A 19,717-nucleotide genomic window follows, 5' to 3' on the forward strand; every position below is an offset into this window, starting at 1 on the left:
AGCTACGTCCGCCGCTGTCCCGGGGCTAATTTGACATCCATGGCGATGACCGTCGTGCGGCGCAGCCGCGGTCCGTTCCCGATGCTGCGCAAACGCATGCGCAACTCCTTCCTCTTCGTGCCGTTCGCGGGGCTGCTGCTGGGCTGGTTACTGGCCACGGCGGTCGTGCAGACGGACACCCTCATCCACGACCTCGATGCGCGGTGGACTGCCGTGGACCTCGCCGACCTGTGGTTCCTGCGGACCGCCGCGGACCTCGGGGCGTCCGCCAAGAGCGCGGTCGCCTCGATGAGCTCGGCGATGCTGACGTTCATCGGCGTGGTCTTCTCGATCACCCTGGTCGCGCTCCAGATGGCCGCCGGCCAGTTCACGCCGCGCGTCCTGCGGCTGTACGTCGAGAGCCGGGTCACGAAGCTGACCCTTGCGGTGTTCCTGTGCACCTTCCTCTACACACTGCGGCTCCAGAAGGAGTACACGGCGGCTGCGGGCGATGCGGACGGTGCGGACGGTGCGGTGGTGCCCTACGTGGGCGCTTCGCTCGCGATGGGCTTCCTGGTGCTCAGCCTCGCGCTGTTCGTCGTCTACGTGCACTCCACCATCCGTCTGATGCGGGTCACGTACGTCATGGACCACGTCGGCGAAGAGAGCCTCGCGCTGATCCGCGAGAGCGCCGAGCCCGCGCTGCCGGGGCAGGAGGGCGGGCACGAGGCCGATCCGCCGCCGGACCCGGGCGGGAGCGTGGTGCCGCACGTGTGGCGGCCCGGTGTGCTCCAGGCCGTGGACGTGGAGCGGCTGGTGGCGCTGGCCGAGCGCGAGGGGCTGGTGCTGCACCTGATCCCGCGGATCGGGGACTACCTGGTGCCGTACACGCCGCTGTTCCGGGTCACCGGGGGGCCGACGCCGCCGGACGCCGTGCTGCAGGCGGCGCTGGACATCGGGGTGGAGCGCACCACCGAGCAGGACCTGGCGTTCGGGATCCGGCAGCTGGCGGACATCGCGTCCCGCGCGCTGTCGCCGGCCGTCAACGACCCGACCACGGCGGTGCAGTCCCTGGACCGGATCCAGGTGCTGCTGACGGCGCTGGCCCGGCAGCCGCTGGGCCGGGCCCGCCACCGCGACCGGGGCGGTGCGGTGCGGCTGGTGGAGACGCTGCCGAGCTGGCCGGAGCTGCTGGACCTCGCGCTCACCGAGATCCGGGACTACGGGGTGGGCTCGGTGCAGGTCACCCGGCGGATCGCGGCCTGCCTGGACGATCTGGAGCAGCTCGCACCGCCGGAGCGGCGGGAGCCGGTCCGGCGCCACCGGGACCTGCTGGAGGAGGCCGTGTGGACGGCCGCGCCGAGTCCGCTGCGCGCGGCGTTCGCGCTCCAGCCCGACCGGCAGGGGATCGGCTGAGCGCCGGCCCGCAGGGCGGCCCGCCATACGGAGTCCGCCATTCCCCTGGCCCTGCCGCAGCGCTGGCGCATAATCGTCGCTACGCGGCGCGGGGGACCCCTGGGCCGCGCCATGGACACGCATGCAAGGGGGGCATCGTGCCGACGAGGGAACCGGGAGGGGCCACAACGCTGCCGGCCACGTCCGACGAGCTGTCCCGCCTGCTCACCGCCGTCCGACGCGGCAGGGTGCTCACGGTCACCGGGCGGTTCCGGGAGCCGCGGAGCCTGCTGGTGCGGGAGATCGCCGCGCGGCTGTCGTCCAACTTCTGCGACGGCGCGGCCGTGGTGGCCCTCGACCGGCCCTTCGGCGTGCGGGAGCTGACGGCTGCGCTGGGGTGTGTGCCGGGGGTGACGTTCCCGCCGTGCGGGACGGCCGACGCCGTGGCCTGGCTGGCCGAGCGGGACGTCCTGCTGGTCCTGGACGGGGCCGACCTGCTGACCCCGCAGGCGCGGGCGTGGCTGCGGGGGCTGCTCGACGCGGCTCCCGGCCTGCGCATCCTGGCCGCCGCCCGGCACCCCCTCGGCTTCCCCCCGGAACGCGTCCACCGCCTGTAGCGGGCCCCCGGCGGAGCCGTGCTTCGTGGGGCGCCGCCCCAAACCCCGCGCCTCAAACGCCGGCGGGGCTGGATGTGCCCGGCCCCCGGCTCAGTGTCAGGGGAGCCGGCCGGGCTTCCGGGGCGCCGCCCCAAACCCCGCGCCTCAAACGCCGGCGAGGCTGAATGTGCCCGGCCCCCGGCTCAGGTGTCAGCGAAGCCAGCCGGGCTTCCGGGGCGCCGCCCCAAACCCCGCGCCTCAAACGCCGGCGAGGCTGAATGTGCCCGCCGCCGCTTCGAAAGCGACGGCTGGGCTGGGTGGCGTCGGCCTCCGGTGCGACGGCAGACGGACCGCCGGGTGAGGTTCGAAGCCGGGGTCCGGAACATCCAGCCCCGCCGGCGTTTGAGGCGCGGGTCCGGGCAGAGCCCGGTGCCCGGCGGGGGCGGGGTCGGGCGCCGAGCCCGGTGCCCGGCGGGGGCGGGCGCGGAGCACGGTGTCCGGCGGGGGCGGGCGCGGAGCACGGTGTCCGGTGGGGGCGGGGTCAGGCGCGCAGGCGGGTGAGGAGGCGTTTCAGGGCCGTCGGCGGCACTGGCGCCGCGGGGCGACGGGACTGGAGCTGGGCCCAGACGCCGGCCGGGCAGCGGCCCTGGGGGCCGGACTTCAGGAACCTCCGGTACGGCACCACCCGCGGCTCACGGCCGATCTCCACCCAGTGCGCGCAGCCGGACACCCTGTCCCAGCCGGGCGGCCGCCCGCACGAGGAAGAGCCCCCGCACGAACCGCGCGCCCCGCCCCGCAACGGCGGCCAGGACCAGCGCCACGGCGACGGCGACCGCGTCCGGCAGGACGCGCAGGACGCGCAGGACCCACCGTGCGGCGCCCCGGGTCTCCCCCGGAAGGCTCAGCTCCGGCAGGACCGCGGGCAGCGCCAGCAGGCACCCCGACGGAACCGCACCTGCCGCGCCAGTGCTCACCACGGCGGCCCGGCCGGCCGCTTCCACTCGTCGACGGGCAGGCCGAGGACGACCTCGTCGACGAAGGCCCCCGACACCCAGGCGGAGCGCCTGAGCTTGCCCTCCAGGGTGAACCCGGCCCGCCGGGCGGCGCCGATCATCGCGGTGTTGTCGGCGAGGGTGTCCACCTGGAGCCGGTGCAGTCCGCGCACGGTGAACCCGTAGTGGCACAGCAGCTGCACGACCTCCGCGCCGATCCCCCGGCCCCGGCTGCCGGGGCGCAGCGAGAGGCCGAGGTGGGCGCTGCGGTTGTGGGTGTCGATGCCCCACAGCAGGGCCTCGCCGGCGAGCTCACCGCAGGCGCGGTCGACGACGGAGAAGACGGCAGCGTCGTCGGCCGGGCCGGCGGGCTCGTACGGGGAGTGCCCGCCGGCGGCGGGCAGCGGCCGCCACGGCCGCGAGTCGGCGCGCGAGCGGGTCGCCACGTCCTCGTACAGCTCGGCGTGGAGTACGGCGACGTCGTCGGCGTGCCGGGCGCGCAGCCCGGCCAGGGGGCCCTGGATCACCGGGCCTTCGTATCCCCGCCGGGGCCCGGGCCGCAAGCGGGTTTTCCGGGCCTTGCGGGGCAGGAGGTGCGCCGGTGGCGGATACGGGTCCGCCCCGGCCGGCGGCTGCCGGCCGGGGCGGAGCCCTGACCTGGTCCGGCCTGGGCCGGGGGGTCCTTACGCCAGGGTCGCGATCGCCTGGTTGAAGGTCGCCGACGGGCGCATGACGGCGGCGGCCTTGGCCGGGTCGGGCTGGTAGTAGCCGCCGATGTCGGCCGGGGAGCCCTGGACCGCGATCAGCTCGGCGACGATGGTCTGCTCCTGCTCGGTCAGGGTCTTCGCGAGCGGGGCGAACGCGGACGCCAGCGCGGCGTCGTCGCTCTGCGCGGCCAGCTCCTGGGCCCAGTACAGGGCCAGGTAGAAGTGGCTGCCGCGGTTGTCGATGCCGCCGAGGCGGCGGGTCGGCGACTTGTCCTCGTTGAGGAAGGTGCCGGTGGCGCGGTCGAGGGTGTCGGCCAGCACCTGGGCGCGGGCGTTGCCCGTGGTGGTGGCGAGGTGCTCGAAGCTGGCCGCGAGGGCGAAGAACTCGCCCAGGCTGTCCCAGCGCAGGTAGTTCTCCTTGACCAGCTGCTGGACGTGCTTCGGGGCGGAGCCGCCGGCGCCCGTCTCGAAGAGGCCGCCGCCCGCCATCAGCGGGACGACCGACAGCATCTTGGCGCTGGTGCCCAGCTCCAGGATCGGGAAGAGGTCGGTCAGGTAGTCGCGCAGGACGTTGCCGGTGACCGAGATGGTGTCCTCGCCGCGGCGGATGCGCTCCAGGGAGAACTTGGTGGCCTCGACCGGGGAGAGGACCTTGATGGTCAGGCCCTCGGTGTCGTGGTCGGCGAGGTAGGTGTTGACCTTGGCGATCAGCTGCGCGTCGTGGGCGCGGGTCTCGTCGAGCCAGAAGACGGCAGGGGCGCCGGTGGCGCGCGCGCGGGTGACGGCGAGCTTGACCCAGTCCTGGATGGGCAGGTCCTTGGTCTGGCAGGCGCGGAAGATGTCGCCCTCGGACACCTCCTGCTCCAGGACGGTGTTGCCGGCGGCGTCGACCAGGCGGACGGTGCCGGCGGCGGCGATCTCGAAGGTCTTGTCGTGGGAGCCGTACTCCTCGGCCTTCTGCGCCATCAGGCCGACGTTCGGGACGGAGCCCATGGTGGCCGGGTCGAAGGCGCCGTGCGCCTTGCAGTCCTCGATGACGGCCTGGTAGACGCCGGAGTAGCTGCTGTCCGGGAGGACGGCGAGGGTGTCGGCCTCCTGGCCGTCCGGGCCCCACATGTGGCCGGAGGTGCGGATCATGGCCGGCATGGAGGCGTCGACGATGACGTCGGACGGGACGTGCAGGTTGGTGATGCCCTTGTCCGAGTCGACCATGGCCAGGGCCGGGCCCTCGGCGAGCTCGGCGTCGAAGGAGGCCTTGATCTCGGCGCCCAGGCCGTGCGGGATGGACTCCAGGCCGTTCAGGATCGCGCCGAGGCCGTCGTTCGGGGACAGGCCGGCGGCGACCAGGACCTCGCCGTACTTGGCGAAGGTCTGCGGGAAGAAGGCGCGCACGACGTGGCCGAAGACGATCGGGTCGGAGACCTTCATCATCGTGGCCTTGAGGTGCACGGAGAACAGCACGTCCTCGGCCTTGGCGCGGGCGACCTGCTCGGAGAGGAAGGTGCGCAGGGCGTCGACGCGCATGACGGAGGCGTCGACGACCTCGCCGGCCAGGACCGGTACGGACTCGCGCAGGACGGTGACGGCGCCGTCGGCCGCGACGTGCTCGATGCGCAGGGTGCCGGCCTCGGCGATGACGGCGGACTTCTCGGTGGAGCGGAAGTCGTTCTCGCCCATGGTGGCGACGTTCGTCTTCGACTCGGAGGTCCAGGCGCCCATGCGGTGCGGGTGGGCCTTGGCGTAGTTCTTGACCGAGGCGGGGGCGCGGCGGTCGGAGTTGCCCTCGCGCAGGACCGGGTTGACGGCGCTGCCCTTGACCTTGTCGTAGCGGGCGCGGATCTCGCGCTCCTCGTCGGTCTTCGGGTCGTCCGGGTAGTCCGGGAGCGCGTAGCCCTGGCCCTGGAGCTCGGCGATCGCGGCCTTCAGCTGCGGGATCGAGGCCGAGATGTTGGGCAGCTTGATGATGTTGGCCTGCGGCGTCTTCGCCAGCTCGCCGAGCTCGGCGAGGGCGTCGGCGATGCGCTGGCCCTCCTCGAGGTGCTCGGGGAAGCTGGCGATGATGCGACCGGCCAGGGAGATGTCACGGGTCTCGACATTCACACCGGCCGTCGACGCGTAGGCCTGGATCACAGGCAGGAAGGAATACGTCGCGAGGGCCGGGGCCTCGTCAGTGTGCGTGTAGATGATGGTCGAGTCAGTCACCGGATGCTCCGCTCCACAGTCTGCGTCTCTCGTCTGCAACATTGCTCGACATCAAGATATCTCGTGATCGGGCCCATCCGGACAGCCCCTGCCGACAAGCCGGACGAGACGCGTGTCACCCCGCGTGGCGGGTGGGGCCGGCCGGGAACGACGCGAGCGCCGCACCGGCTGTTTTCAGCCGGTGCGGCGCTCGGGCGCTGCGGCTGCCCGGGGGCAGGGCGGGTCAGGCCTGGACGGCCTTCGGGTTCGGGCCGTACTGGTTCGGCTGCGGCTGGCCCTCGGTCGCCATGAGGACGATCAGCCAGATGCCGCCGATGAGGGGGACGAGGGCGATGAGCAGCCACCAGCCGGACTTGCCGGTGTCGTGCAGGCGGCGGACGCCGACGGCCAGACCCGGGAGGAGCACGGCGAGCGCGTAGATCGCGTAGAGCAGCGGGTAGGTGCCGAGCGCGCTGTCGACGACGGCGACGATGATCGCGGCGGCCAGGTTGAACAGGAAGAACATCCAGTACTCCTGCCGGCGGGCGCGGCCGGAGAAGACGGCGTACTTCTTCAGAACGTCGGTGTAGTAGTGCACGTTGTCCCCCCTGAGGACGGTTCGACGGCCCGTCCTGCTGGAGCAAGCCGGGGCAGAACTTATGCCCCGCTTACGTGGCGGTCAAGCCACTTCACAACCCGCCCGAAGGCCCGCGATCACAGGCTTCCACGGCCAAACACACCCCTATCGGGCGCCACTTGGGACCCACCGGTGGTCCGGTGTCACACGGCGTGACGAAACACAGGTGACGGGATCCCTCCAGTGGGGCGGGGAAGCCGATTTGTTCCGTTCACCGTGCACCACTTCCCCGGTATGAGGGGAGTTGTCACCGGCGCGGCCGAGGGGTGCGGGACACACATCGTTACGGCTCTGCGACGTCACAGGCATCATCCCGTGCCCTTGGACGCGCCGGTTCCGGCCACGGCGCCCCGCCGGGCGGTTCAGCCGATGCGGTAGGAGTCCCCGTAGACCTTCCATTCCAGCGGGGTCTGCAGGGTGAGGTTGCCCTTCTTCAGGAAGACCCGCTGGGCGGTGTCCACGCGGCTGGTGTCGCTGTGCGCCTCCTCCTGCTTCATCGCCCAGACCCGGGCGTCGAGGAAGGCGTTCAGCCAGGCGGTCTCGCTGCCGCCCTGGGCGGGGGGCTTGGCCTTGGACAGGGCCCGCTTGCGGATGTTGCGGAAGGAGGTGGAGTCCGAGCCGTCGCCGTGCATGACGAGGGCGTCGTAGTAGACGAACTGGCCGAGGACGCCCACCCCGTCGGACTTGCCCTGCTTCACGGCCGGGTTGAAGTAGACCCGGTCGCGCTCGTGGTCCTGGGCCTTCTTGAACTCCGGGTCCTGGGCGGCCTTCGCCCAGTCCTTGGGGAAGTTCGGGTCGAGGCCGGCGTGCGAGTCGCTGCCGTTGACCTTGCGCAGGGCCGGCAGGTACTTGGCGAGGACGTTGCCCGGCTTCACCTGCGTGTAGTACTCGACGAGGTCGAGCATGTCACCGGTGCCGGAGCAGAAGCCGATGATCCCGGCGGTGTAGCCGCGGCCGTCGCCTATGTCCTCGATGTACTTGTACTGGGCCTTCCAGTCCAGCGAGGAGTTCTCCGCGCTGGAGACGATCTGCATGGCGATGTCCTTCTTCACCGGATCGTCGAGCCCGACGGCCGCAGTGCGCACGGCCCTTGCGACGGCCGCGTCCGCGAGCGGCACCGGCGCCGGGCCGGCGGCCGCGGCGGCGTGGACGGTGAGCGGCGCGGCGAGGAGGACGCCGCCGAGCAGGGCGCCGATCGCCGTCTTCGTGCGGGGGAGGGTGAACACGAGGCCTCCAGGGGTGGGTTGAGGCGGGGCCACTTCGTTAGGAAACTTTACTGCCGGTATTGGGGCCGCCTCAAGCCCCTGCAATCGGCCTCCGCCCGACCGGAATTCGGCCGTCCACAGCAGAACGGGGCGAAGTGCCGAGCACTTCGCCCCCGAACCGGGCACGGTGGGGCGTCAGGCCGCGGGCACCGGACGCCGCGTCATCCGCCGCCTCACAGCCAGCCGTTGCGGCGGAAACCGCGGTGGATGACGTAGCAGGCCAGGGCCATCACGCCGAGCACGACGGGATAGCCGTACGTCCAGTGCAGCTCCGGCATGTGGTCGAAGTTCATGCCGTAGACCCCGCAGACCATGGTCGGCACGGCGACGATCGCCGCCCACGCCGTGATCTTGCGCATGTCCTCGTTCTGCGCGACGGTGACCTGCGCGAGGTGCGCCTGCAGGATGGAGTCCAGCAGGGCGTCGTACGCGTTGATCTGGTCGGTCGCCCGGGTCAGGTGGTCCGCGACGTCCCGGAAGTAGGCGCGGGCCTCGGCCGGGACCGCCTGTATGGGCTGCGTGGCCAGCTGCTCCAGCGGCCGGCCCAGCGGGGCCACCGCCCGGCGCAGCTCCAGCAGTTCGCGCTTGAGCTGGTAGATGCGGCCCGCGTCGCCGCGGCCGCCGGATTCGCTGAACACGGCGGTCTCGACGGCGTCTATGTCGCTCTGCACGGCGTCGGTGACCGCGACGTAGTCGTCCACCACGTGGTCGGCGATCGCGTGCAGCACCGCAGCCGGGCCCTTGGCCAGCTGCTCGGGGGCCGCCTCCAGGCTCTCGCGGACCGGGCCGAGCGTGCCGCGGCCGCCGTGGCGGATGGTGATGACGAAGTCCTCGCCGGTGAAGGCCATCAGCTCGCCGGTCTCCACCACCTCGCTGGTGGCCGTCAGTTCCTCGTGCTCGACGTACCGCACGGTCTTGAAGACGGCGAACAGTATGTCGTCGTAGCGCTCCACCTTGGGCCGCTGGTGGGCGTGGACGGCGTCCTCGACGGCGAGGGGGTGCAGCCCGAACAGCTCCGCCAGCCCGGCGAGCTCCTCCTGCGAGGGCTCGTGCAGTCCGATCCAGACGAACCCCTCCCCGGTCTTGCGGACCCGGCGCAGCGCCTCCTCCGTCTCGGCGCAGCCGTCCTGCCGTACGCCGTCCTCGTAGACGATGCAGTTGACCACGGCGCTGCCGAGCGGGGAGCGGGCCGGGTGGCTGAGGTCGACGGCCCGCCGGTAGCCGCGGCGCACGGCCCGGCGCAGGTTGCTGAACATGGACAACGGTGTGACTTCCCTTCGGCGGATCAGCGGCCAGTCTGCCACCGCCGCCGCGCCCGCCCCCGGCGGGCGTCAGGCGCGGTCGACGAAGACGCTCGTCGACTTCACCCGGGCGACGGCCCGTGCCCCCACCTCCAGGCCGAGCTCCTCCACCGCCTCGCGGGTCAGCAGCGACACCACCCGGTGCGGCCCGGCCTGGATCTCCACCTGGGCCGCGACGTCGCCCAGCGTGACGGCGGTGACGATGCCGGGGAAGGCGTTGCGCGCCGAGGTGTAGGGGGCCTCTTCGCCGTCCCCGCCGCCCTCCTGGGCGACCTCCACGCAGAACGCGGCCAGGTCCGGCCCGTCCACCATCCGCCGGGCGCCCTCCCGGCGGGTGGGGAACCGTTCGGCGTCCGCCCAGCGGCGGGCCGTGTCGACGCTCACGCCGAGCAGCCGCGCCGCCTGGCCGATCGTGTAGGAGTCCATGGCCGCAGCTTACGGGGCCCCCGGAGGCAGCAGCGCCTGCGCCGCCGCGGCCGCGACCACCTCGGCCACCGTCGACAGCGCGGGCGAATCCAGCTTCCACTGCTGCCAGTACAGCGGGACGTCCAGCGGGCGCCTGGGCACGATCAGCTCCAGCCCGCCGGAGCGCAGCAGGGGTGCGGCCTGCGGCTCCGGCACCAGCCCCCAGCCCAGGCCGGCGGCGACCGCGTCGCAGAACCCCTCGGACGTGGGCACGTGGTGGCGCAGCGGCCCGGCGCCGGCGTCCCCGGCCTCCGCGTCGCCCGTCAGCGCCCGTACGAAGGTGTCCTGGAGCACGTCCCGCCGGTCGAACACGATCACGGGGGCCTGCTGCAGCGCCCGCGCCATGACGCCCGCGCCGCGCAGGTACCGGTCGGCGAAGCGCGGGCTCGCCACCGGCAGGTAGCGCGCCAGGCCGAGCCGGCGCACGGTGCACCCCGCCACCGGATCGGGCGAGGAGGTGACCGCCGCCATCACCTGGCCCTCGCGCAGCAGGGCCGTGGTGTGCGACTCGTCCTCGCGGTGCAGCTCGAAGAGGACCGGCGGCTCCTGCGGCACCCGGGTCAGCGCGGGCAGGAACCAGGTGGCGAGCGAGTCCGCGTTGACGGCGATGGGCAGCCGCACCGGGCCGCCCGCCTCCTGTGCCATCCCGAGCTCGGCGCGCGCGTCGCGTTCGAGGCGGGCCAGCTGCCGGGCGAAGCGGACGACCACCTGCCCGGACTCGGTGGCCCGCACCGGCTTGGTCCGCATCAGCAGGACCCGGCCGGTCCGCTGTTCGAGGGCCTTGACCCGCTGGCTGACGGCGGAGGGCGTCACGTGCAGTGCGGCCGCGGCGGCGTCGAAGGTGCCCTCGTCCACCACTGCGAGCAGGGTCCGCACCTGGTCCAGGGGAAGCTCATCCATCACGAGCGCTAAGGGTACGTAAAAATCTTTAGCTGTACTGCACGGCACGCCGTTCATATGGTCGAACGCATGACACACGGCATCATCGCGGCGGCCCTCGCCGGCTTCGGCACCGGACTCTCCCTCATCGTCGCCATCGGGGCGCAGAACGCCTTCGTCCTGCGGCAGGGGGCGCGCCGCCACGCCGTCCTCGCCGTGGTCGCCATCTGCGCCGTCTCCGACGCGCTCCTCATCGCCCTCGGCGTGGCCGGCGTCGGCGCCTTCGTCACCGCCTGGCCGGCCGCCCTCACCGCGGTCGGCATCGCGGGCGGCGGGTTCCTGATCTGCTACGGGGTGCTCGCCGCCCGGCGGGTGGTGTCTCCGGTCCCCGGGGCCGCGCTGGAGACGGAGGGAGCCGCGGCCGCGTCGCGCCGGCGGGCCGTGCTGACCTGCCTGGCCATGACCTGGCTCAACCCGCACGTCTACCTGGACACCGTCCTGCTGCTGGGCTCGCTCGCCGCCGACCGCGGGTACCTGCGCTGGGCCTTCGGCATCGGTGCCGCACTGGCCAGCCTGACCTGGTTCGCCACCCTGGGCTACGGGGCCCGGCTGCTGAGCGGGGTGCTGGCGCGGCCCTCGGCCTGGCGGGTGCTCGACGGCTTCGTCGCGGCGACCATGGTCACGATGGGCGCCCTGCTGCTGGCCGGCGGCTGACCCGGGGGCGGTACGGTCGCTGCGGGGCTGCGGCCCCGGCTCGCCCGCCCGCCCCCGTCGTACGCCGTCCCCGGGAGACCGCCGTGCCCGACCGCCCCGACCGCCCCGACCGCTCCGACCGCCCTGCACGACCCGCCGACCGGCCCGGCGACCGGACCGGCGCGGTGCGCCCGGCGGCCGGCGGGGCTCCCGGTCCGCTGGTGGCCGTCTGCGCGATCGCCCTGGACCCGGCCGGGCGGGTGATCGTGGCGGAGGCCGCCGACGCCGCCGGGGCGCAGCCCCGCCTGCCGGGCGGCCTCGTGACGGGCTCCGAGACACCGGAGCAGGGGCTGGCCCGCATCCTGGAGGAGGAGCTCGGCCCGGGCGTGCCGCACGTCGGCCGACTGCTCGTCGTGGACGCGCAGCCCGCGGCGGGGGCGGGCGGACGGGCCTGCGTGGTCCACGTCCACCTGGTCGCGCCGCTGCCGCCGGAGTCGTCGGCGGGGGTGCGCCGGCGCACGCCGCAGGAGGCGTACGAGGTCCTGCCGAAGCGGGACGAGGCCCGGCTGCGCGCCGGGCTGGCCGCCCTGAACGCCGGCACCGTGGCCCACCTCATCGACGGGTTCCCGCACACCGGTTCGCCGGTCGGCCTGGACCCGGTGCACCGGGCGATGCTGGAGCACGCCGGGGCGCTGGACGCCGCGAGCCACCGGGCGGTGCGGCCCAAGGCGCTGACCGCGGCGAGCGTGGTGTTCACCGACACGGCGGGGCGGGTCCTGCTGGTGGAGCCCGCCTACGGGCGGCCGGGCCGGTGGAACCTGCCGGGCGGCGGCATCGACGGCGACCTGGGCGAGACCCCGCGCGAGGCCGCCCGCCGCGAGGTCCGCGAAGAGCTCGGCCTGGACCTGGAGCCGGGCCGCCTGCTCGGGGTGAACTGGTCCCACAAGCCCGGCCACCCGGCCCGGATCCGCTTCCTGTACGACGGGGGCGTGCTGGCTCCGGACACCCTGGCCGAGATCCGGCTGTCCCCCGTGGAGCTGCTGCGCTGGCGGGCCGCGGCCCCCGCCGAGCTGCGCGGCCTGGTGAAGCCCGCGCTGCGCCGGCAGATCAAGGCCTGCCTGCGGGCCCGGCACCGGGGCACGGGCCCACTGGAACTGCACGCGGGCCGCCCGGTGCCGGTGCTCCGCGCAGGCGGCGAGGGCGGCGCCGGCCCCTGAGGGGACCCAGCGCCCGCTCGCGGGCGGGCCGGGGGGTGAGGCGGGCCGGCCGGCGCCTCCTGGGAGGCGGCGTCGCTGGTCCATCCGGACGGCATCGTGGCGTGGCGCGCGGGCGGCGGGCCCGTCTCGCGCATCGTCGAACCGGAGCGCAGCCGCGCCCGACACGCACTCTCGCCTGCGAGAACGAGCGTTTCCCTGGAGTGACGACCATGTCCGCAGAATCGACCGGTCCGGCCCCCGGACCAGCCCCCGGACCAGCCTTCGGCACCGGCACCGGCCCCGGCCCGGCAGCCGCCGGTGCCCCGGCCCCGCCCGATCCGCGCCGCTGGTGGATCCTCGCCGTGATCGGCCTCGCCCAGCTCATGGTCGTCCTCGACGCCACCATCGTGAACATCGCCCTGCCGTCCATCCAGGACGACCTCGGCTTCTCCGACCAGCAGCGGCAGTGGGTGGTCACCGCCTACGCCATCTCCTTCGGCAGTCTGCTGCTGCTCGGCGGGCGGCTCGCCGACCTGATCGGCCGCCGCCGGGCCTTCCTGATCGGGCAGCTCGGCTTCGCGGCGGCCTCCGCCGTGGGCGGCGCGGCGGCCACCTTCGGCGTCCTGGTCACGGCGCGGACGCTGCAGGGGGTGTTCGCGGCGCTGCTGGCCCCGGCCGCGCTGTCGCTGCTGACCACGACGTTCTCCTCGCCCGCCGAACGCGGCAAGGCCTTCGGCGTGTTCGGGTCGCTCGCCGCGTCCGGGGGCGCGGTGGGGCTGCTGCTCGGCGGCGTCCTCACCGAGCACCTGAGCTGGCGGTCGACCCTGTACGTGAACGTGCTGTTCGCCGGCATCGCGGTCACGGGCGGGGTGCTGCTGCTGCGCCGGCAGGCTCCGGCCGCACCTCCGAAGCTGGACCTGCCGGGGACCGTCCTGGCCTCGTCGGGGCTGTTCTGCCTGGTCTACGGCCTGGCGACGGCCGGCCCGCACGGCTGGCAGGGCACGAGGGCGCTGGGCTTCCTGCTGACCGGGGCCGCGCTGCTCGGCGCGTTCGCCTGGTGGCAGCGCCGCAGCGCACACCCGCTGCTGCCGCTGCGGATCGTGCTCGACCGGGTCCGGGCGACGGCTCTGGCGTCCGTGTTCATCACGGGCGTGGGCATGTTCGGGGTGTTCCTGTTCCTCACGTACTACCTCCAGCACACCCGCGGCTACAGCCCGGACCGGACCGGCCTGGCCTTCATGCCGATGTCCGGATGCACCATGATCAGCGCGATCGGCAGCAACATGGGGCTGCTCGGCAAGGTGGGCGGCCGGCCGCGCATCGTCACCGGGATGCTGCTGGCGGCGTGCGGGATGGCGTGGATGACGAACCTGTCGGCGACGGGCCCGTACGTGGTCGACGTCCTGCCGGGGCAGGTGCTGACGGGCCTCGGGATGGGCCTGATCACCGCGGCCGCCATGAACCTGGGCACGGCGGGCATCGACCCGCGCGACGCCGGGGTCGGTTCGGCGACGGTCAACGCCATGCGGCAGATCGGCGGCTCCGTCGGCACGGCGCTGATGAGCACCCTGGCCGCCGGGGCCGTGAGCCGCTTCCTGGCAGGCCGGCAGCCCGCGCCGGAGCTTCTGGCGCGGGCTGCTCTGGAGGGGTACCACACCGTCTTCACGGCCTCGGCGGCGATCTTCAGCGCCGGGGCCGTGCTGACGATGCTCCTGCTGCCCGGCGGCCTGTCCATGGAGCGCACGCACGGCGCTCCCCCGGGCCGCCGGCCCTCGGGCGGCTGAGGGCTAGGGCCGGCGCTGCGGCCGTGCGGCGCCGGCCGCCTGCTTCGACTTCGACGGCTTGGAGGCGGACGGCCTGGAGGCGGACGTCGACGGCTTCGAGGCGGACGCAGCAGGCTTCGAGGTCGTCGGCTTGGAGGTGGAGGCAGCGGGCTTCGAGCTCGACGTCGAGGGCTTGGAGGGGGCCGCGGGGGCGGCGGCCTCGGGGGCCGGGGCCGACACCGTGCAGTTGGCCACCGAGCTGCGGACCCGGTCGCCGGTGGAGTAGTGCTTCAGCTTGCAGGCGTTGGCGCCCAGACCGCCGTCGACCTGGCCGTAGCCGGGGCCGATCGTCAGGACGCTGTCGCTCTGGCCGCGGACGGTGTCGTCGCCCGGGCCGCCCAGGACGATGCCCGCGGACTCCGCGCCCACCGACTTCGGCTCGATGGTGTCGGCCTGGCTGCCGCCGAGGATGCGGCCGCCGAGGTCGACGTTGCCCGTGCGGATGAAGTCGCGGCCGTCGTTGCCGAAGACCTGGCCGCCGCCGCGCTGGTACTCGCCGGGCTCGCCGAGCACGCTGCCGGTGGTGATGTTGTCGTCGCCGTGGTCGCCGTAGACCGTGGCGCCGTGTTCGGCGGTGCCGACGACGAGGGCGGTGATGATGGTGTCGTCGCCGGACCCGCCGCGCACCGAGGAGTTGCCGTTGCGCGGGTAGAGGTTGTTGACCTGGAGCGTGTCGTTGCCCTCGCCGCCGAGGACCTGGGAGTCGACGAGCATCCCCTTGACGCGGATGTTGTCGTCGCCGCCGCCGCCGTAGATGATCGTGTTCTCGACGTCGTTCTCGCACAGGATGGTGTCGGCACCCGGCGTGCCGTTCACCCGGTCCCCGGGCGGGGCCTCGACTCCGTTGACGTAGCACCAGTGGGACGGCAGGGCCTCGGCGGCGCGGGCCGGCCCCGCGGCGAGCGAGGCGGCGGCCGCGACCGTGCCGGCCAGGGCGTAGGTGGCCGTGCGGAGTTTGCGGCGGGTGAGCAGCATTGATTCTTCTCCCGAGCATGGGGGTGGGTGGGATGGAGGGTGGTGCGGGTGGTGCGTGGTGCCCGCCGGTGCGGCGGGCGCGGTGATGGCCGGTCAGGACAGCTCGTGGCGCAGGGGCGTGAGCTGTTCGATGTCGTAGCGGGTCCGCAGTTCGAGGATCGCGGCGGGATCCGGGGTGGCGCTCGCGTCGAGCAGGGCGAGGAGCTCCTCGAAGTACCGCTCGTGATCGGGTGGCGGTGAGGCCTGGAAGAACATGCGGGCCGGCTCGCCGGTGGGGTTGGCGAAGGCGTGCGGGCAGCCGGGCGGAACCACGATGACGGTCCCGGGGCCGGCCCGCACGACCTGGCGTCCGTCCAGCGACTCCCAGTGTCGCCAGTTGTCGCCGCTGCGCACGCGCGGCTCGAAGGCCATGACGTCGAGTTCACCCTCCAGGACGTAGAAGAGCTCCTCGCTGCGCATGTGCCGGTGGGCGCCGACGTCGAACCCGGGCGGGACGACCACCTCGAAGCTGGAGGCCACCGAGGAGTGCTCGCCGGTGACCTTGAACGTGACCTGCTGGGCCTCGGTGTGCAGGATGCGTCCGTGGCCCGGCGGCACCAGCAGGCCGTCGCGGGCGACGTGCGCGGTCATGACCAGGTCACCGGCAGGCCTTCGGGACCGCGGATGAGGGCGCCGGGCCGCCAGCGCAGTTCGCTCGGGGGCACGGTGAAGCGGATGTCCGGGAACCGGTCGAGGAGGGCGTCCACCAGGAGTTCCGATTCGAGGCGGGCGAGCATGGCGCCGGGGCAGAAGTGCGGCCCGTACCCGAAGGAGACGTGCGGGTTCGGGCTGCGGTCCAGGTGCAGTTCGTCCGGATCGGGGAAGACGTCCGGGTCGCGGTTGGCGGCGAGGTAGGAGACGTAGACCGCTTCGCCGGCGCGGATGCGCTGCCCGGCGATCGTGACGTCCTCCAGGGCGATCCTGGAAAGTCCGACCGCGTTGCGGTGCGGGATGTAGCGCAGGAGCTCGTTCAGGCCCGAGGGGCGCAGGGCGGGGCTGTTGCGCAGCTGCTCCATCAGGTCCGGCCGGGTGAGCAGGATGTACACCATGTTGCCCACGTTGTTGGTGACGGCCTCGCCGCCGATCTGGATGAGCAGGCCCAGGCCGGTGGCCTCCTCCAGGGTGACCTCGCCGTCGCGGACGGCCCGGTCGAGGAGGCCGATGACGCTGTCGTCGTGGGCGACGGTCCCGGAGCCCAGGCGGGCGCCCAGGTAGGCGAGCGCCTCGTTCTTGGCCTGTTCGCTGCGCTCGGCGCCCTGGGCGGAGGACAGGATCAGGGTGGTCCATTCGTGGACCATGGGCCGGTCCTCCTCGGGGACGCCCATCAGCTCGCACACCACGGCGAGCGGGAAGGGCGCGAGGAGGCGCTCGGTCAGGTCCGCGGGCGGTCCGTCCTCGAGGATCCGGTCGACCATCGCGTCGAGCATCTCCTTGGCCCGGCTGCGCAGCCGCTCCACCCCGGTGGTGGTGAAGGCCGCGGCGACCGTGCGGCGCAGCCGGGTGTGGTCGGGCGGGTCCTCGAAGCCGACGGCTCCGGGTGCGGGGATGAAGTGGGGGGCCAGGCGGGTGACGTCGTGCTCGGCGACCAGCTTGCGGCTGAAGCGGGGGTCGTTGGCCACCATCCGCACGTCGTCGTACCGGCAGACCAGCCAGGCCCATCCGGAGCCGTTGGGAAGCCGGATCCGGGTGACCGGCCCCGCCTGCATCAGACCGGCGAGGACGGGGTCGAAGTCGACCCCGTCCAGGGCCGGTGTGGGCCAGTGCGTGATGGGTGGCCTTGCGGTTGCGGGGCCGTCCTTCAGCATCGTTCGGATTCCTCCCTCACCCGGTTCCTCGTTGCGAGGTCCAGCTGCCCAGTGAGATCTCGGCGGTGATGCCCGGGCCGAAGCCGGCCAGCAGGCCCTTCGCGGCGTCGGCGGTGCCGTTCTCGTCGAAGAGTCGGCGCAGCGCGTCCAGGACGACGGCGCTGGCGATGTTGCCGTACTCGGTCAGTGTGGCCCGACTGAAGCGGAATGCCTCGGGTGCCACACCGAGGTACTTGCTCAGGTCATCCAGGATGCGGGGGCCACCGGCGTGGATGATGTAGAAGTCCAAGGCTGCGGCGTCCCAGCCATGGGCTTTGGCCAGTTCCTTGAGCGAGGGCGCGAGCGGCTCCATGGTGCCCGGCACCCGCCGGTCCAGCTTGAAGTGGAACCCGGTGGACTTGACGTCGTACATGATCCAGTCCTCGGTCTGGGGGATGATGTACGAGCTGTTGCGGTGCAGTTCCATGCCGGTGCCGCCGCGTCCGCGGACGACAGCGGCGCCCACTCCGTCGCCGAAGAGGCCGTTGGAGAGCAGGTTGCCGACTTCGAGGTCGCTCGGCTGGTAGCACAGCGAGCAGAGCTCGCAGGACACGATCAGCGCGTTCGCCTCGGGGTAGGCGGTGCAGAAGTCGTGGGCGCGGTTGACCGCCGCCCCGCCCGCGGCGCAGCCCAGCTGGGCGATGGGCAGCTGCCGGGTGTCGGTCCGGAAGCCCATCGCGTTGATCATCCAGGCGGTGAGCGACGGCATCATGAAGCCGGTGCACGACACGTAGATGATCATGTCGATGTCCTTGGCCCGCAGCTGGGCGTCCTCCAGCGCCTGCCGCACCACCGCAGGGACCCGGGCCTTGGCCTCGGCCTCGTACACGGTGTTGCGCGATTCGAAACCCGGGTGCTTGAGCGTCTCCTCGATGGGCTGCACGATGTGCCGCTTCGCGACGCCGGTGTTCCGGATCAGGCGCAGTGCCAGGTCGAGCTGCGGATGGTCGGCGTGGACGGACCGGGCGAGGTCGAGGGTCTGCTCCATCGTGATCACGTGCTCGGGCACGGACACCGTTGGCCTGCACAGAGTCGCCATGGGTGGCTCTCCTTTCGTGTCTGACACAGCCTCACGGACCTGCGGCCGAAGCGCGCGCGGGACTACGGCGTTGGGGGACATGGGCCAATCCGGTGACGCTGCCCGGGGAAGGCAGCGACGCGTGTGGCGAGCGGGAAGGGATGGGTCTGCCGCTTTCCCGGCGGAAGCCGATTTCCCCGCGGAAACGCGCCTTGGGGGGTGCCATCCACGCAGGGAGATGAACCATGACGTCAGAACCGCGCACGGCTCCGGGGCCCGGTACGGAGCCGTCCCCGGACGAACCGGTGCACGTCTGGAGCCTGGACGACTTCGAGGCCCTGGACTTCGATCCGTTCCTCCACGACCGGCTGAAGGACGGCCGGGCCACCCGCGTGCAGCTGCCGTTCGGCGAGGGCAGCGCCTGGCTCATGGCGCGCTACGCCGACGTCAAGGCGGCCACGACCGACCCGCGCTTCAGCAGGTCGCAGCTGGTCGGCCGGTCGGTGACCGCCTCCTCCCCGCACGCGATCGCCTCGCAGAAGGCGTCCTTGAACTACGCCGACCCGCCCCGGCTGAACGACATGCGGCGCGTGGTGGCCCGCGCCTTCACCGGCAAGGCCATGAAGAAGCTGGAGCCGACCGTGCAGCGGACCCTCGACGGGCTGCTGGACGCGATGGAGGAACACGGCTCGCCGGCGGACCTCGTGGAGCACCTGCACGGCCCGCTCCCGCTCGCGGCCGTGGCCGACCTGCTGGGCATGCCGCAGGAGATGCGGGCGGACATGACCTCGTGGGCGAACGTGGCCATGACGCCGGGCCCGGCCCCCGCGCAGAGCGTCGACGCCCTCAAGACGGTCCGCGAGACCGTCGTCGCCCTGCTCGACATGCGCCGCAAGAAGCACAGCGACGACCTCGGCGGGGTGCTGACCGCCGCGGCGGAGGCCGGCGAGATCACCGATGACGAGGCCGTCTCCCTGGCGACCGCCATCCTGGTGAGCGGCGCGCACGCGGTCCGCAACAACAGCGCCAACATGGTCTACGCCCTGCTCACCCATCCGCAGCACCTCCAGCGGCTGCGCGCCGAGCCGGAGCTGATCCCGCAGGCGGTCGACGAGCTGCTGCGCTTCATCCCGCACCGCAACGGCGTGGGCCTGCCGAGGATCGCGACGCGCGACATCGAGATCGCCGGGGTCACGATCAAGGCCGGGGAGGCGGTCTACTCCTCGTACCTCGCGGCCAACCGCGACCCCGAGGTCTTCCCGGACCCGGACACGCTCGACTTCGACCGCGGGCCCATCGCCCACATGGCCTTCGGCAACGGCCCGCACCACTGCGTCGGCTCGATGCTGGCCCGGATGGAGTCCGAGCTCATGCTCAGGACCCTGCTGCGGCGCTACCCGCGCCTCGCCCTGGCGGTCCCGCCGGAGCAGGTCGAATGGCAGCGCGGCGGGCTGATCCGCGGCCCCAAGAACCTGCCGGTGTCCTGGTGAAGGGCCGGCACCGGATACGGGTGGTCCGCGGCGTCCCGGACCACATAGAACTGGCGGCCCTCACGGCCGCCCTGCTGATGCTGGCGCGCGCGTCCGAGGCGGACGTGGCGCCGCGCTCCACGCGGCGCCACCGCGCCCACTGGGACCGCAACCTGCCGTCCGTCATCCACCATCCCGCGCAGTCGTGGCGGGCCCGGCCGGGCTCGCCCTTCACCCACTGAGGGGAAGGGCGGGCCCGGCCG

General features: G+C 73.2%; 19 protein-coding genes. 7 read left to right on the forward strand and 12 right to left on the reverse strand.

Annotated elements, in window-relative coordinates:
* Positions 1 to 39 precede the first annotated feature (39 nt).
* Both AB0953_RS05280 and AB0953_RS05285 read left to right on the forward strand, forming a co-directional pair.
* Positions 40 to 1,395, forward strand: a complete 1,356-nt coding sequence (locus AB0953_RS05280) for a DUF2254 domain-containing protein (protein ID WP_366858034.1) — start codon at positions 40 to 42, stop codon at positions 1,393 to 1,395.
* Positions 1,396 to 1,532: 137 nt separating this feature from the next.
* Positions 1,533 to 1,991, forward strand: coding sequence for a hypothetical protein (locus AB0953_RS05285; protein WP_366858035.1), 459 nt, complete (start codon positions 1,533 to 1,535; stop codon positions 1,989 to 1,991).
* A gap of 671 nt (positions 1,992 to 2,662) precedes the next feature.
* Here the strand turns inward: AB0953_RS05285 and AB0953_RS05290 are convergent.
* The 8 genes from AB0953_RS05290 to AB0953_RS05325 form a co-directional block, all read right to left on the reverse strand.
* A complete protein-coding gene (locus AB0953_RS05290) occupies positions 2,663 to 2,944 on the reverse strand; it encodes a hypothetical protein (protein WP_366858036.1) in 282 nt (93 codons plus the stop codon).
* Positions 2,941 to 3,489: a GNAT family protein gene (locus AB0953_RS05295; RefSeq protein WP_366858037.1), complete on the reverse strand. Its 549-nt coding sequence runs from the start codon at positions 3,487 to 3,489 to the stop codon at positions 2,941 to 2,943. Before AB0953_RS05295 ends, AB0953_RS05290 begins: the two co-directional genes overlap by 4 nt.
* Positions 3,490 to 3,645: 156 nt before the next feature.
* Complete coding sequence (locus AB0953_RS05300) at positions 3,646 to 5,871, reverse strand: NADP-dependent isocitrate dehydrogenase (RefSeq protein WP_366858038.1); 2,226 nt, start codon at positions 5,869 to 5,871, stop codon at positions 3,646 to 3,648.
* Positions 5,872 to 6,094: 223 nt separating this feature from the next.
* Positions 6,095 to 6,448 (reverse strand): DUF805 domain-containing protein, encoded by a 354-nt coding sequence (locus AB0953_RS05305; protein ID WP_366858039.1) that lies wholly within the window; start codon positions 6,446 to 6,448, stop codon positions 6,095 to 6,097.
* Between the two features lie 401 nt (positions 6,449 to 6,849).
* The gene (locus tag AB0953_RS05310; protein ID WP_366858182.1) at positions 6,850 to 7,674 is read right to left on the reverse strand and encodes a chitosanase; all 825 of its coding nucleotides are present in this window, start codon (positions 7,672 to 7,674) and stop codon (positions 6,850 to 6,852) included.
* Between the two features lie 251 nt (positions 7,675 to 7,925).
* Positions 7,926 to 9,008, reverse strand: a complete 1,083-nt coding sequence (gene corA, locus AB0953_RS05315) for a magnesium/cobalt transporter CorA (RefSeq protein ID WP_366858040.1) — start codon at positions 9,006 to 9,008, stop codon at positions 7,926 to 7,928.
* A 75-nt stretch (positions 9,009 to 9,083) separates the two neighbouring features.
* Positions 9,084 to 9,479, reverse strand: a complete 396-nt coding sequence (locus AB0953_RS05320) for a TOBE domain-containing protein (protein ID WP_366858041.1) — start codon at positions 9,477 to 9,479, stop codon at positions 9,084 to 9,086.
* A 9-nt stretch (positions 9,480 to 9,488) separates the two neighbouring features.
* On the reverse strand, positions 9,489 to 10,418 hold the full coding sequence (locus AB0953_RS05325) for a LysR family transcriptional regulator ArgP (protein ID WP_366858042.1): 930 nt from the start codon (positions 10,416 to 10,418) through the stop codon (positions 9,489 to 9,491).
* Positions 10,419 to 10,487: 69 nt separating this feature from the next.
* Here AB0953_RS05325 and AB0953_RS05330 point away from each other — a divergent pair, with 69 nt between their 5' ends.
* The 3 genes from AB0953_RS05330 to AB0953_RS05340 all read left to right on the forward strand — a co-directional run bounded on the left by AB0953_RS05330 (position 10,488) and on the right by AB0953_RS05340 (position 14,070).
* On the forward strand, positions 10,488 to 11,111 hold the full coding sequence (locus AB0953_RS05330) for a LysE/ArgO family amino acid transporter (protein WP_366858043.1): 624 nt from the start codon (positions 10,488 to 10,490) through the stop codon (positions 11,109 to 11,111).
* Between the two features lie 83 nt (positions 11,112 to 11,194).
* On the forward strand, positions 11,195 to 12,307 hold the full coding sequence (locus AB0953_RS05335) for an NUDIX domain-containing protein (RefSeq protein ID WP_366858044.1): 1,113 nt from the start codon (positions 11,195 to 11,197) through the stop codon (positions 12,305 to 12,307).
* 209 nt (positions 12,308 to 12,516) lie between these two features.
* Positions 12,517 to 14,070 carry an MFS transporter gene (locus tag AB0953_RS05340; protein ID WP_366858045.1) on the forward strand — a complete coding sequence of 518 codons (1,554 nt, stop codon included), beginning with the start codon at positions 12,517 to 12,519 and terminating at the stop codon, positions 14,068 to 14,070.
* Positions 14,071 to 14,073: 3 nt separating this feature from the next.
* On the opposite strand, the gene AB0953_RS05345 is transcribed toward AB0953_RS05340, so the two are convergent.
* The 4 genes from AB0953_RS05345 to AB0953_RS05360 all read right to left on the reverse strand — a co-directional run bounded on the left by AB0953_RS05345 (position 14,074) and on the right by AB0953_RS05360 (position 18,006).
* Positions 14,074 to 15,084 carry a hypothetical protein gene (locus AB0953_RS05345; protein WP_366858046.1) on the reverse strand — a complete coding sequence of 337 codons (1,011 nt, stop codon included), beginning with the start codon at positions 15,082 to 15,084 and terminating at the stop codon, positions 14,074 to 14,076.
* A 93-nt stretch (positions 15,085 to 15,177) separates the two neighbouring features.
* On the reverse strand, positions 15,178 to 15,714 hold the full coding sequence (locus AB0953_RS05350) for a cupin domain-containing protein (protein ID WP_366858047.1): 537 nt from the start codon (positions 15,712 to 15,714) through the stop codon (positions 15,178 to 15,180).
* Positions 15,711 to 16,928 carry a cytochrome P450 gene (locus AB0953_RS05355; protein ID WP_366858048.1) on the reverse strand — a complete coding sequence of 406 codons (1,218 nt, stop codon included), beginning with the start codon at positions 16,926 to 16,928 and terminating at the stop codon, positions 15,711 to 15,713. The genes AB0953_RS05350 and AB0953_RS05355 overlap by 4 nt, the downstream gene beginning before the upstream one ends.
* Positions 16,929 to 16,944: 16 nt before the next feature.
* Positions 16,945 to 18,006, reverse strand: coding sequence for a type III polyketide synthase (locus tag AB0953_RS05360; RefSeq protein ID WP_366858049.1), 1,062 nt, complete (start codon positions 18,004 to 18,006; stop codon positions 16,945 to 16,947).
* Positions 18,007 to 18,230: 224 nt separating this feature from the next.
* On the opposite strand from AB0953_RS05360, the gene AB0953_RS05365 reads away from it, so the two are divergent.
* Positions 18,231 to 19,475 carry a cytochrome P450 gene (locus AB0953_RS05365; RefSeq protein WP_366858051.1) on the forward strand — a complete coding sequence of 415 codons (1,245 nt, stop codon included), beginning with the start codon at positions 18,231 to 18,233 and terminating at the stop codon, positions 19,473 to 19,475.
* Positions 19,472 to 19,696 (forward strand): acyl-CoA carboxylase epsilon subunit, encoded by a 225-nt coding sequence (locus AB0953_RS05370; protein ID WP_366858052.1) that lies wholly within the window; start codon positions 19,472 to 19,474, stop codon positions 19,694 to 19,696. The genes AB0953_RS05365 and AB0953_RS05370 overlap by 4 nt, the downstream gene beginning before the upstream one ends.
* The last annotated feature ends 21 nt before the right edge of the window (positions 19,697 to 19,717 follow it).

It is taken from the genome of Streptomyces sp. NPDC046866 (assembly GCF_040704625.1).
Lineage (GTDB): Bacteria > Actinomycetota > Actinomycetes > Streptomycetales > Streptomycetaceae > Streptomyces.

Excerpts from the sequence above, each read along its gene's own strand:
- AB0953_RS05280 (WP_366858034.1), top strand. The coding sequence starts at position 40 with ATGGCGATGACCGTCGTGCGGCGCAGCCGCGGTCCGTTCCCGATGCTG.
- corA (WP_366858040.1), bottom strand. The coding sequence starts at position 9,008 with ATGTTCAGCAACCTGCGCCGGGCCGTGCGCCGCGGCTACCGGCGGGCC.
- AB0953_RS05320 (WP_366858041.1), bottom strand. The coding sequence starts at position 9,479 with ATGGACTCCTACACGATCGGCCAGGCGGCGCGGCTGCTCGGCGTGAGC.
- AB0953_RS05325 (WP_366858042.1), bottom strand. The coding sequence starts at position 10,418 with ATGGATGAGCTTCCCCTGGACCAGGTGCGGACCCTGCTCGCAGTGGTG.
- AB0953_RS05330 (WP_366858043.1), top strand. The coding sequence starts at position 10,488 with ATGACACACGGCATCATCGCGGCGGCCCTCGCCGGCTTCGGCACCGGA.
- AB0953_RS05340 (WP_366858045.1), top strand. The coding sequence starts at position 12,517 with ATGTCCGCAGAATCGACCGGTCCGGCCCCCGGACCAGCCCCCGGACCA.
- AB0953_RS05345 (WP_366858046.1), bottom strand. The coding sequence starts at position 15,084 with ATGCTGCTCACCCGCCGCAAACTCCGCACGGCCACCTACGCCCTGGCC.
- AB0953_RS05350 (WP_366858047.1), bottom strand. The coding sequence starts at position 15,714 with ATGACCGCGCACGTCGCCCGCGACGGCCTGCTGGTGCCGCCGGGCCAC.
- AB0953_RS05355 (WP_366858048.1), bottom strand. The coding sequence starts at position 16,928 with ATGCTGAAGGACGGCCCCGCAACCGCAAGGCCACCCATCACGCACTGG.
- AB0953_RS05360 (WP_366858049.1), bottom strand. The coding sequence starts at position 18,006 with ATGGCGACTCTGTGCAGGCCAACGGTGTCCGTGCCCGAGCACGTGATC.
- AB0953_RS05365 (WP_366858051.1), top strand. The coding sequence starts at position 18,231 with ATGACGTCAGAACCGCGCACGGCTCCGGGGCCCGGTACGGAGCCGTCC.